The following is a 17,579-nucleotide window of genomic DNA, read 5'->3' as shown; positions in this document are numbered from 1 at the left end:
TTTTGGGGGCTGGAACTTGGGAGTTGAAATCTTAGTTTTTACTTTTTAGTTTTTAGCAATCTGTACTATAATAAAGCCCTTGATCGGGAAACTATTCGAGTGCCTAATACTTGGGCTGTTAGAATCCTCAACCTTACCGATTCGTTTAGGAAATGTCACGCTTGAGAGATGATTTTTTGCATCATGCGGGCTGCCCGGCGTGTTCTGTGTTCTGACATTAAGATAGCGCCGATCAATCTAAGTGTTAGGGTAAAATTTCCTCCAACGTAGAACGCATTTCCCAGGGGTAGAATTTGCGCTTCATCTTACTCTAGGAGTAGTATTTTTTTCAAGATTGTGGCTGGGGCGGGGTTTTCAGGAATGCTGTTCCGGTGAGTCGGCATTCACGACGATTTGACCTTCTAGCTACCCGTTCCTCGACTGCATCGCCTCACGTGCAGCATCGCCTTAAGTTCGGCCCCCTGAGTTTTTAGTCAGGTTGCAGTCGAGGAGTGCGGGCTAGGGGCTTATTTGCGATCGGCTGCGATGCACTTTTCCACTAAGGGCATGACTTGATCGACATCTTGCCAACCCAGAATTTCCGTGACTTTTTTCTCCAAATTTTTGTAGGTTCTAAAAAATTCGGCTATTTCGTCCAAGCGGTGGGGGGCTACGTCTTTGAGGGACTTATAGTGAGCGTAGCGGGGGTCTTTGTCGGGAACGCAAAGCAGTTTTTCGTCCCTGTCGCCTCCGTCGATCATTTCCAGCATTCCGATCGGACGGGCTGCGATTATGCACCCTGGAAAGGTGGGCTCATCCATCATTACCATGCCGTCGAGGGGGTCGCCGTCATCGGCTAAGGTATTGGGTATGAAGCCGTAGTCGCAAGGATATTGGACTGAGGAAGAAAGCACCCGATCGAGAGCAAAGGCTTGTAAGTCTTTATCAAATTCGTACTTGTTTTTGCTACCGGCGGTAATTTCGATCAGGACGTTGAGCAGTCCTGGTTTCGGCTGTGCCGGAATTAGCGATAAGTCCACAACAATATCTCCAAGTTAACAGATGATCGGGGATGACGGCTATTTGCCAAACCCCTTTGATAGCATTTTACGGGCGATCGGGCCTTTCGGCTGCATGAGATTGACCGAAAGCGGACGAGTGTGTCGCCGGCTGGGATAGTACACTGGACGAGCGAGATGCCCATCCCACACAAGAGAGAGCCGACGGGCGGGGCGCCCATCCCACAGTTTGAGAGGGGAATGCTTGGTTTGGGCGAGGGAGATATTTTCACATCGATCTCTTCTTTTGACCGTCTGTCAAAGTTCTTTGAATTTTCAATCTCAACCACTGGCTCAGTTCTGTTGCTAACCACTTGATTTCTGATTCACTTAGTCCCTCCTTCTCTCCTAACTGATATTTGTGCTTGCCTGCTTGAACTATCATCTGATAGACTTTCCCTAATCTCACTTCCGAGTGGCTCTCCTGCATAAGTAATGATGCCGCTTGATATAACTCTCTAGGGATTGAAAAAGCAAAAATCATAACTTTTATAACTTTTACACCAATACCGCTGTTTCTATATTCACGTTGTTGAATTTCCAACTGGCAAATCTCCTTCCTGGGAGCTGGCTTGGAATGATTCCATCTCAACCCCAGCAGATTACTTGTATGCGAGATTTGCAGCCGATCAATTCTGAGGCGCCTTTCCCTAAATAGTGCAAATATCAACTTTAGTCCTGCCATACATAACAAACTTCCTGATATTATTATAAAAAATTGGGGATTTATCTTTAACGCATCGCTCAACATATCCCTTGCTATAAATGAGACAGGACTCGCAGATACCACAGCCGAAAGCGTGGCAATTAAACCAAAACCGATGCCTGGTGGCGGAATTACAATTTCTATAAACTCCGAATTTTTTGTAAGTTTAATATCGCTGCCTTGTGGCTGCCGCACCACCATAGGACTTTTGTTGATAAGGTGGGGATTTTTAAGCCCTCGCCATGCTTCCCTAGCCGAAGATAACCGTTTGGACAAACTTGGTTCTGTCATCCACTCCAGCCAATCTATTAAATTAGGATTGACCTGCGGTACCCGATCGGCAAATTGAATTTTCAAATCCTGCTGCGACAGTTCGGTGGGATGCAAACCCGTTACCAAATAAATTAAAGTTGCACCTAAACCGTAGAGGTCAGAAGCCGGAACCGAGCGCCCGCCAAATTGTTCGGGTGCCATATACCCGTAAGTTCCCACTACTGTAATTGTGCCGCCAAATTTTGCAGCTTGGTTCTGCACCGAACCGAAATCAACTAAATAAACTTGTCCAACCGAGTTACCTGATCTGCTATGCAGTAAAATATTGCTAGGTTTAATATCGCGGTGAATAACAGGCGGATTTTGCTCGTGCAAATAATTCAAAATTGCTAACAGCGATTTAGCTAATTCTTTCACCTCGCTTTCGCTAAAAGTACGCCCCGATCGCAAATGCTCTTGCAAAGTTTTTCCCTCTACATAAGTCTGTACCAGGGCAAAGCTTTTACTGTTTAGTTCGTCAATTTCCAGGTAATCGAGGTAGCGCGGAATTGCTGGGTGAGAAAGTGCTTTTAAAGTTTCCGCTTCCCGTTCAAATAGCTTGAGGTCTTGCCATTCAAAATCGCTGCCGAGGAATAGTTGTTTGATAACAACTAATTCTTGAGTTTGTAAGTCACGAGCCAGCAGCGTTTGGCGACCAGTTTGTTTTCCTAGTTGTCGCTGCACTTCGTAGCGTTCTGCTAATATTTTGCTGGTCATATTTTTTTACATGAATTTGAGTGTGAGGGGAGCGTCGGGGTTCAGAAACCGGGTTGTTTAGCGAGTCTGGCGGTTGTAATGCGTCTTTTCGTAAAAACCCGGTTTATTTGCTCGGAGTGCGTCCAGAACTGTAAATTTTAGATTACAGTCCACTTTCTTTTTGATACCACCGGGCAATAGACTTGCTACTTGCCCCCATTGACAGTCCTGCAATTAGCGACGGTGCTAGCACGAAAATAATCTCAAAACTCAAATCGTTTAGCTTATTCCAACCCATTATCCGAAAGTAGACGATGCTTATCGAGGTACAGAGTACAATACTAATTGCAGTTAAAACCTGTCGGTGAAGTTTGGGATTAGTTAGGGGAAAAAACCACAAGCGGGTCACAATTCCTACGATTATTCCGTTCCCCAACCCCAGCAGCAAGCCGAGAAAAAGACCGATAAATCCTCCTAAAATTGTCGCCACTACCGGAAAAATAAAGGTTCCGTAAATTGCTGCACAAGATCCTACGCCTAGAGTTCCCATCCAAGTGCTGCGCCCGATCGCATTCTTGAACAACCTAGAGGTATCTAGCGTTTTTCCCAGTCTCAATGTCTGGGAATATTTATTTATTTCCTGTGGTTTTTCTAGAACTTCTTTTGCTATTTGGACTGAGGCGGGACGGCATTCTAAACTCGGATGCGTCATCCACTTCAGCCAATTGGTAAAACCGGGACTCAGTTGGGTGAATTGCTCGAACTCGATCTGCAAATCTTGCTGCGGCAAGTCGGCAGGATGCTGCTTGGTAATTAAGGCGATTAATGTTGCTCCCAAGCTGTACAAGTCGGAAGCTGGAACTGCTCTCCCGCCAAATTGTTCGGGCGGCATATAGCCATAAGTTCCGGCAACGGTGACGGTTTTTCCCTGTTGGGTTGCTAGGGTTTGAACGGCGCCGAAATCGACTAGGTAGACTTCGCCGACGCTGTTTCCCGATCGATTCTTGAGTAAAATATTGCTGGGTTTAATGTCGCGGTGAATGACGGGGGGCTGTCGCTGGTGCAGGTAGGCGAGGATGTCTAATAATGCTGTGGCTAATTGTTTGACTTCTCTTTCGCTGAAGGTGCGGCCGTCTGAGAGATATTCTTGTAGGGATTTGGCTTCGATGTAAGTCTGAACTAGGGCGAATCCTTTGCGCTTGGGCGTGTCGATTTCAAAGGAGTCTAGATATCGGGGAATTGCGGGATGGGATAGGGATTTTAAGGTTTCGACTTCTCGCTGGAACAGTTTTAAGTCTTCCCAGTTAAAGTCGCTGCTGAATGACAGGAGTTTGACTACTACTTGCTTTTGGGTTTTTAAGTCGCGGGCGAGTAAGGTTTGCCTTCCTGCTTGCTTGCCGAGCCGCCGATCGCACTGATAGCGATCGGCTAATATTTCTTTTGACAAATCGCCGATGTTTTCTCCGCTCATGTTCTCTTGCCCTAGAACCGATTAAACCTAGTGTAATTGACAAAAGTGCAATAATCGGAAATGTTCGGGCTACGGCAAAAAAAATTTCTGTCAAAGAGCAACTGCCTTTAATAGCCAGCGTTCTCGCACAATCAAGACGCGCCTGAGTTAAGCTTGAATTTAATTTTGGATTTGCTTATAAATTGACTGCACTACGTCGAGCAGGCTCAAGACTTGCTGCCATTCGGGGGCATCGGGGTTGTAGCTTTTGGCGCGCTGAGCTTTCAAACTATGGTGCAAAAGGGAAAGCAGCGCGTCTGGAGACTGTAAAGAATTGTCATCTTCATCGGCTGGGGTTTGGGCTGCATTTTCTTCGATGTCTTCTTTAATTTTTTGTGCTCGATCTGCGAGGGCTAAAGATCTGCCTGCAAGGTTTTCCGGCATTTTGGGCTGTTCGGACAAAGATGCGCTGGTTAGTTCTACCAATAGTTGGCAGACTCGATCGACCCATTCGTGATCGTTTACTGAAAAGGAACCTGATTTGAACACTTGCCCGTCAGGTCTTTGCTGAATGCTTTGTACCTTCTGGATCAGAGGGATAGCCTTAACAGTGATGTTTTCCGGGATTCTGGGGATATCTGACAGGGAGCTCCGAGCAATCTCCAGCAATAGTTGGTAAACCTGATCTACCCACTCAACATCTCCCGATTGCGAATTCCAATTATTCATAACTGACGCTAGTGGTTTTCTATATCTAAGACTAGAACATTGACTATCTGCGAAGGAAGCTCTTTTTATGAGCCGCTAACGCTATTAAGACTTACGCGGGCTGGGTGAGAAACCCGGTTTTTGATCGGATATTTCGTCGCCTTTCTCCACAATTTTTCTCAGAAACCGGGTAACGCTGCCGCCAGTCATAACTCTTTTTAAGCGCTTCAAATAATAGAAGTGCTAAGTTTGTTGCGGTAGGTAGTGCGAACGAAACACGTAGGGCGAAACCCCGGCATCTCGCTTGCAAGTTCAAATCCGGTTATATAACCATACTACCTGTTGGAGCTTATTTACAATTACCTCAATAGGATATTAAGGTTAATTGGTGGTGGGATGGGAGGCGCACCCCCGATCGCGATCGCCCCCGCCCCGAACCCTGACGCCACCGCCAGCATTTGCTGTGGGCTACTGCTATTTTTCTGTGAGATTCCACACACCATCCCAGTTGAGTACGTCTGAAAACCGATGTTGAAATAACATACAGCGATCGACGTGCAATTTAGCTGCCTTGTTTTTCGGGTCAACTTCCAGAACGGCGTTAAATTCGCGTTCAGCGTCTTTAAAGGCTTGTTTGGCTTTTGGTTCTAAGGCTTTCTTAAACTCGCTCAGCAGTTTTTTCACTCGATCGAGTCCCAGGTTTTCAAATTCCTCATCTAACATTTCTGCAACTGTCTCGCCAGCCCGACTTTTAATTTTCGCCTGCAATAGCTGCCTGATCTCTGCCGGTTTCAGCCGCTTGATTTGGGGATTTGATGGTTCTAAGATGTCTGCTTCCAACAGCTTTTTGACTTCGCCTTCTTGCAGGTATTTAATATCGTCTGCTGATAGGGGCTTGATTTTTGCTTGCAGCAGCATTTTGGCTTCGTCTTCCGAGAGGTTTTTGATGCCTTCCAATTTCAGCAGTTGGATTTCTGGCTGCAACAGTACGATGAGTTTGTCTGCTTCGGACAGGTTTTTCGGGTCGTACTCTGACAGCTTTTTCAGTTGATATAACAGGTTTTTGAGTTCGTGTTCCAACTGTTGCTCTAGATTGTAGGACAGTTTCTTAATCTCTGCCTCCGGCATTTCGGCGACATCCTTTAAGATGTTTTTCACCTCACTCTCAGAGAGTCTTTGGTGGACTGGAGTTTTGTAATGTTCGCGCCCCTTGGTGTAATGTTCTATAATTTGTTGCTGTGTTTCGGTTAGTGACTTGCCAACTGGCGAGTATCCCTCGCGGATGCCGACGAGTTCGTAAACGATTACGGGTTCGCTTTTGCCTTTGACAGTAATAAAGTCGAGTTCTCGCACGTACAGCCGATCGGCATAATCTCTGTAAGTATTGTCGCTGATGATCAAGTCGGTGCCGTACTGCTTGCTAGCGCCTTCTAAGCGAGAGGCGAGGTTTACGCCGTCTCCTATAGAAGTCAATTCCATGCGTTTGCTACTACCGATGTTGCCGCTGACAACTTCATCGGAATGTACGCCCATACCGATGCCGATCGGCAATTCGCCATGTACCATACGCTCTCGATTGAACTCAGCCAGTTTTTCCCGCATTTTCACCGCCGTTTGCATGGCGCACCAAGCATGATCCTCTAGGGGCGCTGGAGAGCCAAAAACTGCCATCAGAGCGTCACCGATGTATTTGTCGAGAGTCCCACCGTACTCGAATACGACATCTACCATCACTTCAAAATATTTATTCAGCATCACTACCACTTCTTCGGCTTGCAATTTTTCCGTAAGTGTGGTATAGCTGCGAATGTCTGAGAACAGCACCGAAACGTTTTTGCGCTTACCGCCCAATCCAGTATCGCCTGAAGCTAACAAAGCTTCGGCTACTTCTGGAGTCATGTAACGGTACATCAAGTTTTTGATTTGCTTGGCGCTGCTAATATCTTCCATGACGACTAACGCGCCGTTGACCTTGTTGGGGTCGGTAGCGTCGGTCATTGAATTAATCGAGAGATTGATACTCTGCCCCTCTCCTTCCAAGGTAAGCAAAACTTGATCCGGGTAATACTGCTGGCGGTCCTTATCGTCTTCGGGAGACAAAGACGCATCAAACCATTTGGCAAAATCGCCTTTTTCTAACTTAATTAACTCGCGCAAAGATTGACCTTCGCCTAATTCTGCATCGCTGACACCCAGTAATTTTTTCGCACTGGGATTGGTTGCTACTATATTGCCTTTTTTATCTGTAGAAATCACGCCGTTAGTCAAGGCGTGCAGCATATCTTTTTGTCTTTGTTCTTGCTGTTTGACTTCTGCAAACAGTTTGGCGTTTTGCAGCGCCACTCCTGCTTGGATGTTAAACGCCTTCATAAATTCCATGTCGTTGCGATTGAAACTCGCTTTCCACTGTTCCGGGGCGTGAGGCCAATCTTCCGGGTTGTAGGGGGGGAATTCTCCTTGTCTTTTTTTATTAACTAATTGGGTGACGCCAATCAATTTTTTGTCCGAGTTAAATACTGGCATACAAAGCATACTGCAAGTGCGGTAGCCCGACTTTTGATCTACTTCTTTGGAAGTGGCGGCGCGGGGGTCGTCGTACACGTCAAAGGGAATCAGCAGCGGTTCGCTAGATTGAGCGACGATGCCTGCAAAACCGGCGGTTCTGGGTATGCGAATTTCTTTCAAGTTGCCGCCCATCGGGATTTTCGTCCACAGTTCGTCTTTCTCTTCGTCGATCAGCCACAGGGTGCTGCGATCGGCGTTCATGAGTTCTTGGGCCTGATCCATCACCCTTTTTAGGGTATCTTCTAAGTCTAAACTGCTCTGAGAAAGAGCGTTGACGGCATTCATCAGCGCCGTTGCTGCTCGTTGTCTCTGAGTTGCTGCGTAGAAAGATTTGGAAGATTCTAGAATTAGCCGAATCGAGGGAGCAAATTCTTTAAAAACTTGTTCGTCTTCTTTAGTAAATCCGTGCCTGTCGATTTGTTCGTCTAAAGTTGGGTATTTTTCGTGGTTTGGTCTTAATTTATTAATCAGTTGAACAACTGCTACTAACTCTTTTGTGTCTTCATTAATCAGGGGCATTGCCAGCATTGTATAAGTGCGGTAGCCCGTTTTTTCGTCAAATTTTTTGGCGTTAGCCGATCGTTCGTCGTTGTAAAAATCGTAAGGGATATTAACCACTTTTTGGAAGGTGGCTACTTCTCCGGCAATGCCTACATGGGCGGGAACTCTGATTTCTAGGTTTTTGCCATTTTCGTCTTTAGCAACGATCGCCCAGAGTTCATTTTTTTCGTCGTCTAATAAAAATATCGTGGTGCGATCGGCATTCAGCAATTCCCCTGTTTTGAGGGTAATCGACTGCAACATCTCGTTGAGGATGGCATCAAATCCCTCGCTCTCCAGGATATTGTCGAGCATTCCCAGGGTTTGATTGACAACCTTAAGTTTGTCTTCTACTTCCTTAACTACTACTGTGAAACTTTGCTTATTTAGAAGGTCGAGAATGCCAGAGAGGTTTCCTTGGCGCGGGATAATTGCACTGCTCCTAATTTCCGGGGGAGAATAATGTTCCTGATGATGATTTTCACCGCCGACAACAGCGACATCAATCACGTTGTCCAGAGAAGAGTAATTGGTGGAAGATGCAGATTTCATAGACCTTTACAGAAGCTTAAGTGTAAGGGTTAGTCTCTAAGCGAAGAGAGCGGGGAAGTTGATTAGTGAGTCACCTGTCGCACAAGACTCAAGTATGTGTGAAAGTATTTCCCAGTTTACAGAACTCCGGCCACAAGGCAAGGGAAATTCAGTTGGCCTTGCTGCTCAACGGAGGGTGGGAGAGTAACGAGGCTGTGGGAGTGCTGCAATCTTTTTAGAGAATGCGAATCTTGTTTAAATGGTTGATTAACTGATTTTGACATTGTGCGTGCCTGATTTAAGTAAGTTCTGCCGATCTTTGAGCCGATCGCCCGCAGAAGAATGCGTACTGGCGGAAGGACTGCTGAAAGAGGGGTAGCCTGGTGGGACTAGCCGCAATTGTGACACTACCAGTTGCTAGTGATGTGTGCCCTTCTCTACACAATTGTGGTTTTTAACTAGAATTTCTCTCTATTTTGCTGCTGTTAGCTTTCATCCCACTAAATTCACGGGGTTTTCAGCTTTATTTTTGTAAAATTTGCGGTTGATATTTTTAGTGTAACCTCCGACTCTGAAAAAACTCCGCCTTTTGACCCCCCCGATCGGCTTGAGGGTCTGATCAGGGTTGGGCCGACTGAGTTTGGCGCAATCCGGCGGCTTCGACAAGCAGGGATTCGGCGAAGGCGATGGCTTCTGTTGCTGAGCGGCCACTGGCGAGTTGGGCGAGTTCTTCCCGCCGCTGCTCACTGTTGAGGGCGGCAACTCTGACTACTGTACGTTCGACTGGTTCGGAGTTGGCTGCAGGTTCCTCGATACTTGGTTCTGCTTCGATCGTCTGTTTGTTGACGCGAAAATGAAAATCAGCCATGGCGGCGATCAGTGGCTGGTGGGTGACACAGAGAACTTGATGTTTGTCTGAAAGTTGGTAGAGTTTTTTGGCGATCGCCCCGGCGACTCTCCCGGAGACTCCGGCGTCGATTTCGTCAAAAATTAGCGTACCGGCGCTTTCTATTTGGGAAAAACAGGCTTTGATGGCGAGTAGAAAGCGGCTCATTTCTCCCCCGGAGGCGATCGCGCCCAGGGGTTGCAAAGGTTCGCCCGGATTGGGGCTGAAACAAAAGGCGATTTGGTCGGCACCGGTAGCGGTTGGGGTAGAAGGCGAGATCTCGACTTGAAATTGCACTTTTTCCATTGCTAACGGCTTAAGTTCTCCTACGAGGTGCGTTTCTAGTTTGAGGGCTGCTTCGCGTCGCAGGTTGGTGAGGTGGTTGCAAGCGTCTTTTAATTGCTCTAAAGCGTTCTGATATGCGAGTTCTAAGGCTTCCATTGACTCGCCTCCTTCTAAAAGTTCATTTAGTTCGTTTTGAATGCTTTGGTAGTAGGCGATCGCTTCTTTGAGCGGCCCGTATTTGCGACAAATTTGTTTGAGTTCGCGAATCCGATCTTCTACTTCTTCGAGTCTTTCGGGATCTGCTTCTAATTGTTCGCCGTAGCTGCTAATTTGCCTGCTGGCTTCTGTGGCTTGAGCTAAAGCATCGCTCACCATTTCTAGGATTGGTTGCAACTGCACATCGTAAACGGCCATGTCGCTTAAAATTCCTTCGGCTTTGCTCAACAAGTCGGCGGCTGATGCGCTGTCGCCCTCGTTTTGGTACAGGGCTTGGTGGACTTGGTAACTCTGCTGCTGCAATTCGACGACGTGGCCTAGCCGGATTGATTCGTGTTCTAGCTGTTCGAGTTCGTCGGCGTCTTCGATGTGGGCTTCGCCGAGTTCTCGGACTTGGTATTCTAACAAATCAAGTCTTTGCAGTCGCTGCTGTTCCGACTGACGCCTACGTTTGAGGGCGGTTTTGGCGCTGCTGGCTGCCAGCCACGCGGAGGTGATGATCGATCGCGCTTCAGTGAGCTTTTTGCCGCCGTATAAATCGAGCCATTCTCGCTGGAGGGTTTCTTGTCCGAGGTGGACGGTTTGGCCTTGGGCGGTAATTTCGACAAGCCGATCGCGCAGTTGGTCCATTAACTGGCGGTTGACGAGAATTCCGTTCAACCGGGATCTGGTGCGTAGAGCACCGCTTGATGCGTTAATTTCCCGGCTGCAAACGGCTAAATTTCCGTCTATGGGTTCGATTTCTTGCTCGCCCAGCCACAAAGCTGCGGCTTTGTCCAATTCAAAGGTAGCTTCCAGTATTGCCCGCGTTGCTCCGGTGCGAATCGATCGGCGATCGACTTTCCCGCCCAAAACTGCATCGATCGCATCTAGGATAATCGATTTACCAGCGCCGGTTTCCCCTGTAAATACGTTCAAACTCGGGCCAAATTCTAGATCCAGACAGTCAATTAAGGCAAAGTTTTCTATTCTGAGGGATATTAACATGGGGGATGGAGAATTGGGAATTGGTAATGCGTAATTAGAATTAGTAATTGGTAATGTGTAATTGTAATTGGAATTAGTAATTGGTAATTGGAGGCACAGCCGGGAAAATTATTGGTATCCAATCACAAATAACAACTGTCAACTGACCGAAAGTAATTAGGTCTGGGCCCCCGGATTCATCCGTGGGGTCGATTCTAAAATCTAAAATCTAAAATCTAAAATCTAAAATCGATTGACTTCTGCTATAGTTTCAACCATCCAAACAAATCTCCTACCGTCAGCCGCAATTCTGCTGCCCAATCTGGAACCGGCAACAATTCTTCGGGTTTTGCTAAAATTTCCGGTTGCTTGCCAGGGGGATAAATTAAGATCGAGCGCACCATCGGATCGATCAGCCAACCCATTTTAGTGCCGTTTTTCAAACAGTGTAAAATATTCCCAGTTACTTTAGTTTGACTCTGGCCTGGAGAGAGAATTTCAATTGTCCAATCTGGGTAAGTTTCAAATACATTAGCAACATCCCCATTTTCATCAACTGGTATTCTGTCCCAAGTAAATACTGTGACATCTGGCACGATCGATCTGCCGTCAAAAGTACACCGCAATTCGGGAAAAGCTAAGGCAATTTTCGGCTTTTTAACTACGACATTGATCGCTGGGACTAATTCACCTTGAATCCTGCTATGTTTTCCTTTTGGTATAGGTTTTTGGATGATTTGACCGTTAATATATTCGCTAGCTGGTTCTGTTTCTGGCAGTTTTAGAAACTCTGACAAAGTTTGTGTTTGTATTTGTACCATTTTTTACTCCTTTTATTCCATGAAACCCAAATGTTTTCTCGCAGCAATAGTTACCATTCTGCCCCGACTTGTCCGCTGCAAAAATCCGATTTGCATTAAGTAAGGTTCGTATACATCCTCAATGGTTTGAGTGTCTTCTCCTGTAGAAGCTGCGAGGGTTTCTAAGCCCACTGGGCCGCCGTTAAAGTTCTCAATCATTGCTGTCAAGATCCGCCTATCTGTCCAATCCAAACCTAGCGGATCGACGTTGAATAATTCCAGGGCAAGTGAGGCAACTTCGGCATCAATTGGCTTTAAATTCTTGACTTGGCTGTAGTCTCTAACTCGTCGCAGCAAGCGGTTAGCGATCCGGGGAGTTCCGCGAGCTCGGCGAGCAATTTCAGTGGCTCCTTCTGGGGTGATTTGAGTGTCTAGAACTTGGGCAGTTCTTTGAACAATTAGACTGAGTTCGTCTATTTCGTAGTAGCGCAATCTTTGGATCAAGCCGAAGCGATCGCGCAATGGAGATGTCAGCGAGCCGACTTTTGTGGTTGCTCCTACTAAGGTAAATGGTTTCAGGGGAATGCTGCGAATTTTGGCGCTTTTGCCTTGACCGATCGTAATATCTAACCGACAGTCTTCCATCGCCGGATAGAGGATTTCTTCTGTAACTTTAGATAGACGGTGAATTTCGTCGATAAACAGCACGTCGCCTGCTTTGAGGTTGATCAGCAATCCGACAATATCTCGCGGTTTTTCTAAAGCTGGAGCGGTGGTGATTTTGCATTCAACTTCCATTTCTGCTGCTAAAATTAGCGACATTGTGGTTTTTCCCAACCCTGGAGGCCCGTAGAGTAATAGGTGATCCATCGGTTCGCCGCGAGATTTGGCTGCTGCAATTGCGATCGCCAAAACTTCTCTTAAGTCTTTTTGCCCGATGTATTCAGCTAAACGCTGAGGTCGGATTTTGTCGTCTTGTTTGCTGTTGATTTCGTCGGGTAGTTCTTGCGATTCTAGCAATGATTCCGGCTGGGGTTTGACGGCTTTTTTGCGGGGAACCTTGGCTGGTGCTATGTCTTCGGGTAGATTTTGGTCGGAGGGCTGTTGTTTGGAGGAGATAATAGCCATATTTATCTGCGATCGGGCAGCGGGAATTGTTTACAATTATTGGCAGAATCTTGACAATTATTGAGTTCGTTATGAGTATTCCATCTTCTTTATTAGCATCGGAAAGCATAACTTTTGAGGGGGCGATCGAGCTGACTCAATCTTTACTGTCGTTCATTGAGGCTAATCGACTTTTACAAGCCGACATCCAGCAAGCTGTTACATCTCTGGTGAAAACACAGAACGGTGCTAGGGGTTTTTTTGTCACCTATCTAACGGACGATGGACAGGAGGCAGATCACCCGTCACCCGGAGTAGTCGAGGCGCTGCGATCGGCTCCTGAGATCGTAGCAGAACTGCTGGTGAAAAATTTGGCGATGTCGGCGGCAATGGTTGTACATCATTCGCGCCAGCAAAAGAAGGAAATGGCGGCCGATTCTGCTAGAGTGCAGGAGCGATCGCGCAATTTAATTCAAATCCTGCAAATGCCAGCCTGTCAAACTATAGCGTCGCAAATGCTAGAAAGTTTGCAGAGTGCCAACGGCGAGTATGAAAAATTTTTCCGGCGGTGGGGCTACGACGACGAGCAAAAACTAGCGATCGGTTCGGCAGTTCGATCGGCGATCGGCTAAAATAACCTCCGAAGGAAGGGGAAAGAAGAAAGAAGGAAGAAGCCCCAGCCAGGGTGGCAGATGCTTGATCAAAACGACGGGGCTGTGGAATAATTGCGGTTTAACAAAAGCTGCACAATTGTAGCTTGAGTTGATTTAGGTGTGAAGCTAGTGAACGAGGGCGAAAAAATTGCAGAGAACTGTGAAAGGAGTTGCCCAAAAGGTCCGAAGGCTGGGCGGCCGGCGGCCGGCAAATACGCCCCGGCGGTGGGCGAAGCTGAATCTGCTGGCAACATTGGTGCGCCGGGACTTGGAAGCTCAATACAAAGGCTCGATTCTGGGCAATTTGTGGCCGCTGCTGAATCAGCTATCGCAATTGGTGATTTACACATACGTATTTTCGATCGTCCTCAAGGTAAAGCTCAGCCTTGCAGGCTTCCCAGAAAACAGCGACATTACATTTGGAGTCTGGTTGTTTGCAGGTTTGCTGCCTTGGACTGCCTTCACCAGCGGTTTGATCAAGTCGGGAGTATCCGTGGTGGGGCAGCCGAATTTAGTGAAAAAAGTGGTATTTCCTCTCGGTTTGCTGCCCCTAGTGCCGATTTTTACAGCTTTTCTTGAAAGTTCTCTGGGTTTAGCAGCTTTGATCGTGATAGTAGCAGTGTCGTCGCAAAAGCTCAACGCTACTTTATGCTTGCTGCCGCTGGTGTGGGTGCCTCAGTTGCTGATAACTGCTGGTTTGGGATATTTGACAGCGGGCTTGACTGTATTTTTGCGAGACATTCCTCAGACATTAGGTGTTATTCTAAATTTTTGGTTTTATTTGACGCCGATCGTCTACCCAGCATCAATCATCCCCCAAGAGTGGCGAGTGTGGATATTCTGGCTGAATCCAATGGCCGCCATCTCGGAGGTTTATCGAGACCTCATACTGCTTGGAGAAGTTAAGCATTGGGGCGAATGGGGTGTCGCCACGCTAATTTCTGCTGCTATATTTTGTGGAGGTTTGGCGGTTTACCGGCGTTTGCGTCCCGCTTTTGCTGACGTGCTGTAAATTTGTTTGAGATTTCAAGTCAATCTAAAATCTAAAATCTAAAATCTAAAATCGATTGTGCTGTAAATATGTTTGAGATTTCAAGTCAATCTAAAATCTAAAACCTAAAATCTAAAATCGATTGACTGCCGCCAATGACAGAAAATGTAATTTCACTAAAAAATGTTTCCAAATGCTTTAAGCGGTACGATCGTCCAGGAGACCGCTTAAAGGAAATTATTTACCCCAGCAAAAAACTGGCTGACGAATTTTGGGCCCTACACGACATCAATCTGGAAATTCCTCAAGGACAAACTCTGGGAATCGTCGGTCGCAATGGTTCGGGAAAAAGCACTCTCCTGCAAATAATTGTAGGGACGCTGACTCCTACAACAGGAAGCGTCGATGTTAAAGGCCGAGTATCCGCTTTGTTAGAACTCGGAAGCGGGTTTAACCCGGAATTTACTGGGCGACAAAATGTGTTTTTTAACGCTCAGTTACTGGGATTCAATCAAAAAGAAACTGAAGAAAAGTTTGACGATATAGCTGCTTTTGCTGATATTGGCGATTTCATTGAACAGCCAGTCAAGACTTATTCTAGTGGTATGTTTGTCAGGCTAGCTTTTGCCGTTGCGACTAGCGTCGAGCCAGATATTTTGGTGGTTGACGAGGCGCTTTCGGTGGGCGACGAAGCTTTTCAACGCAAGTGTTTTGCCCGCTTGCAAAGCATTCAGGAAGGTGGCGGAACAATTTTATTTGTTTCTCATGCTGCTACTTCTGTGGTGCAACTTTGTACGTCGGCGATTTTAATGGATAGCGGTGAATTGCTGCTCGCTCACACGCCGAAGGTGGTAATTTCTAAGTATCAAAAGCTGATTTATGCCGATCCGGATCAGGTTCTAGGGTTGAAGTCAGATATTCGAGCTCTGAACCAACTGACAAAACAGGAAAGTCAAGACCAGCTTCAGGAGGCTAATTTAGACAGCACCAAGAGGGAAGTTAAACCGGAGCACCATCTCTCTAAACCCAAGGAATATTATGATGAATTTTACGATCCGGGGATGATACCGTCGAATACGGTAAGGTATCCGTCTCGCGGAGCGGAAATTATCAACCCCCACATCGAGACGCTGAAGGGAAATGTGGTAAATCACTTGCTCGGTCGTCAAGATTATATTTATACTTACTCTGTCACTTTCTCCCGGTCAACTTCCAAAGTTAGGTTTGGAATGTTGATTAAAACAATTAGTGGTTTTGAGTTGGCGGGTGCTTCTTTGAAGGCTTCTACTCAGTCAGTTAGGTATGTGGAAGCGGGAACGACAATTGTAGTGAAGTTTCATTTTAAATGTTTGCTGAATCCGGGTGTTTATTTTCTGAATGCTGGGGTTGTGGGAACGGTAGATGGAGATTTAACTTATCTGGATCGCTGCGTTGATGTGGCGATGTTTAGAGTTCAGTCTTGTACTGAGTCCTGCGGTAACGGCATCGTTGACTTGCTGATCGAACCGTGTTTAACTGTTGTTAATGCTGATTCTCTAGTGAAAGAGCAGTCAACAGAGGTTATCTAAAATTCTGTAAAAACAATGAGCGATATCAATTTAGATTTAGTAGAAAATTCCGTAATCAAAGCATTTATTCAAGATCAAGCTAAGTTTCCCGAAAAATTTAAACTGAATATCTGCGAAGACGATGAAATGTATTTGTTCAGCTTGAACAACGTCAAAGACGATCGCGATCGGGCTTTGGTGCGCTATTATTCGATCGGGCGTCGCATCTTGGATACGGTTAAACAAGTTGTGGAATGGCATTTTGGCAGTTTTGAAAATGTACCTTCTTTTCTAGATTTTGCCTGCGGTTACGGTCGATTTACCAGGTTTTTGATTCAGGAAATACCGCCGGAACAAATTTGGGTTTCTGATATTTATGCTAATGCGGTTAAGTTTCAAACTGAATACTTGGGCGTCAACGGTATTGTCTCAACTGGGAAACCAGAAAATTATTTAATTGACCGCAAGTTTGACTGCATTCTGGCTAATTCTTTTTTCAGCCATATGCCGGAAAGAACTTTTACAAGTTGGTTGCAAAATTTGTACGATTTGTTGACTCCTAACGGCATTTTAATGTTCAGCGTTCACGATGAGTGTTTGCGCCTAGCCAATATAGAAATGCCGGCTAATGGTATTTTGTTTAGTCCTCAAAGCGAAAGCCAGTCTTTAGATAAGGAGGAATACGGCACAACTTATGTAACTGAAAAGTTTGTGAGAGAATGTGTCGAGCGAGTTAGCGGAGGCAAAGCTTTTGTTCACCGTATCAAAAAAGGCATCTGCAGATTTCAGGATTTGTATGTGGTCACAAATGAGCTAGTTAGAGATTTTTCGGAGTTGAAATTCAATCATCACCCGGAAGGATATATTGATGTTGCTGCTTTTACGAATAAGGAGAATTTGTATCTGGAAGGATGGGTAGCTGATGTGAATCTCGACGGTCGAATTGAGGAACTGCAAGTCCTGGTAAACGGTGAGGTGGTACAGAGGTGCGAGCCTTTTTACGATCGCCCGGATGTGGCTGGATATTTTGAAACTAATGGGGCTTTGCAGTCGGGGTGGAGCTGTTATTTACCCAAAAACACTGTAGGGTTGCAGGATGTGTTAATAGTCAAAGCAATCAATAACTATGGTTGGGAATGGATTCTGGAAACTTGCACTGTTAAATCGCTGGTTAACCAAAGACAATCGCAGTCTTTGTTGGGTTCTACTCAGACAAAACTCAAATTACTTGAGACTCAGTTAGAGTCAGCTAGGATAGAATCGGATCAAAATCAAAGTAAGTTAATGATCACTCACACAAAGTTGGAAGAATCTCAAACAATTTTGCAAGAAACTCAAAATCAATTAGTTTCAGCTCAAATGCAATTGGAGCAAACTCAAAATCAGTTAGTATCTGTGCAAACGCAGTTGGAGAAAACAGAAAATCAGCTAATTAATCTTAAGCAAGAACTAGAGCAAGCGAAGTGTCGGGTTTTGGCAATGGAAAGCAGCAAGTTCTGGAAGCTGAGAAGCGCGTGGTTTCAAGTCAGGCAATCCCTGGGCTTAGCGGGAGAGTAGGGAGTAAATTTGGTGTGGGAATTAGG

General features: G+C 46.0%; 12 protein-coding genes. 4 read left to right on the top strand and 8 right to left on the bottom strand.

Features of this window, described 5'->3' with window-relative positions:
- Positions 1-506: 506 nt before the first annotated feature.
- The 8 genes from QUA90_RS01955 to ruvB form a co-directional block, all read right to left on the bottom strand.
- Entirely contained in the window at positions 507-1,019 is a 513-nt protein-coding gene (locus tag QUA90_RS01955; RefSeq protein WP_006634582.1) for an inorganic diphosphatase, read from the bottom strand.
- A 247-nt stretch (positions 1,020-1,266) separates the two neighbouring features.
- Positions 1,267-2,772, bottom strand: a complete 1,506-nt coding sequence (locus tag QUA90_RS01950) for a serine/threonine-protein kinase (protein WP_333443626.1) — start codon at positions 2,770-2,772, stop codon at positions 1,267-1,269.
- Positions 2,773-2,914: 142 nt separating this feature from the next.
- Complete coding sequence (locus tag QUA90_RS01945) at positions 2,915-4,222, bottom strand: serine/threonine-protein kinase (protein WP_333443623.1); 1,308 nt, start codon at positions 4,220-4,222, stop codon at positions 2,915-2,917.
- 159 nt (positions 4,223-4,381) lie between these two features.
- Positions 4,382-4,930: an inorganic pyrophosphatase gene (locus tag QUA90_RS01940; protein ID WP_333396774.1), complete on the bottom strand. Its 549-nt coding sequence runs from the start codon at positions 4,928-4,930 to the stop codon at positions 4,382-4,384.
- Between the two features lie 453 nt (positions 4,931-5,383).
- Complete coding sequence (locus tag QUA90_RS01935) at positions 5,384-8,566, bottom strand: GAF domain-containing protein (RefSeq protein WP_333443620.1); 3,183 nt, start codon at positions 8,564-8,566, stop codon at positions 5,384-5,386.
- A gap of 598 nt (positions 8,567-9,164) precedes the next feature.
- Entirely contained in the window at positions 9,165-10,919 is a 1,755-nt protein-coding gene (gene recN, locus QUA90_RS01930) for a DNA repair protein RecN (protein WP_333443618.1), read from the bottom strand.
- 242 nt (positions 10,920-11,161) lie between these two features.
- Positions 11,162-11,719, bottom strand: coding sequence for a Uma2 family endonuclease (locus tag QUA90_RS01925; protein WP_333443616.1), 558 nt, complete (start codon positions 11,717-11,719; stop codon positions 11,162-11,164).
- 12 nt (positions 11,720-11,731) lie between these two features.
- Positions 11,732-12,826: a Holliday junction branch migration DNA helicase RuvB gene (gene ruvB, locus QUA90_RS01920; RefSeq protein WP_333443614.1), complete on the bottom strand. Its 1,095-nt coding sequence runs from the start codon at positions 12,824-12,826 to the stop codon at positions 11,732-11,734.
- Positions 12,827-12,897: 71 nt separating this feature from the next.
- On the opposite strand from ruvB, the gene QUA90_RS01915 reads away from it, so the two are divergent.
- The 4 genes from QUA90_RS01915 to QUA90_RS01900 all read left to right on the top strand — a co-directional run bounded on the left by QUA90_RS01915 (position 12,898) and on the right by QUA90_RS01900 (position 17,553).
- The gene (locus QUA90_RS01915; RefSeq protein WP_333443612.1) at positions 12,898-13,437 is read left to right on the top strand and encodes a hypothetical protein; all 540 of its coding nucleotides are present in this window, start codon (positions 12,898-12,900) and stop codon (positions 13,435-13,437) included.
- Positions 13,438-13,618: 181 nt separating this feature from the next.
- On the top strand, positions 13,619-14,470 hold the full coding sequence (locus tag QUA90_RS01910) for an ABC transporter permease (RefSeq protein ID WP_333443749.1): 852 nt from the start codon (positions 13,619-13,621) through the stop codon (positions 14,468-14,470).
- 134 nt (positions 14,471-14,604) lie between these two features.
- Positions 14,605-16,017 (top strand): ABC transporter ATP-binding protein, encoded by a 1,413-nt coding sequence (locus tag QUA90_RS01905; RefSeq protein WP_333443610.1) that lies wholly within the window; start codon positions 14,605-14,607, stop codon positions 16,015-16,017.
- Between the two features lie 15 nt (positions 16,018-16,032).
- Positions 16,033-17,553, top strand: coding sequence for a methyltransferase (locus tag QUA90_RS01900; protein ID WP_333443608.1), 1,521 nt, complete (start codon positions 16,033-16,035; stop codon positions 17,551-17,553).
- Positions 17,554-17,579: the final 26 nt, after the last annotated feature.

The sequence above is a fragment of the Microcoleus sp. D3_18_C4 genome (assembly GCF_036702355.1).
GTDB lineage: Bacteria > Cyanobacteriota > Cyanobacteriia > Cyanobacteriales > Microcoleaceae > Microcoleus.
This window is presented reverse-complemented; position numbering and strand designations above follow the sequence as displayed.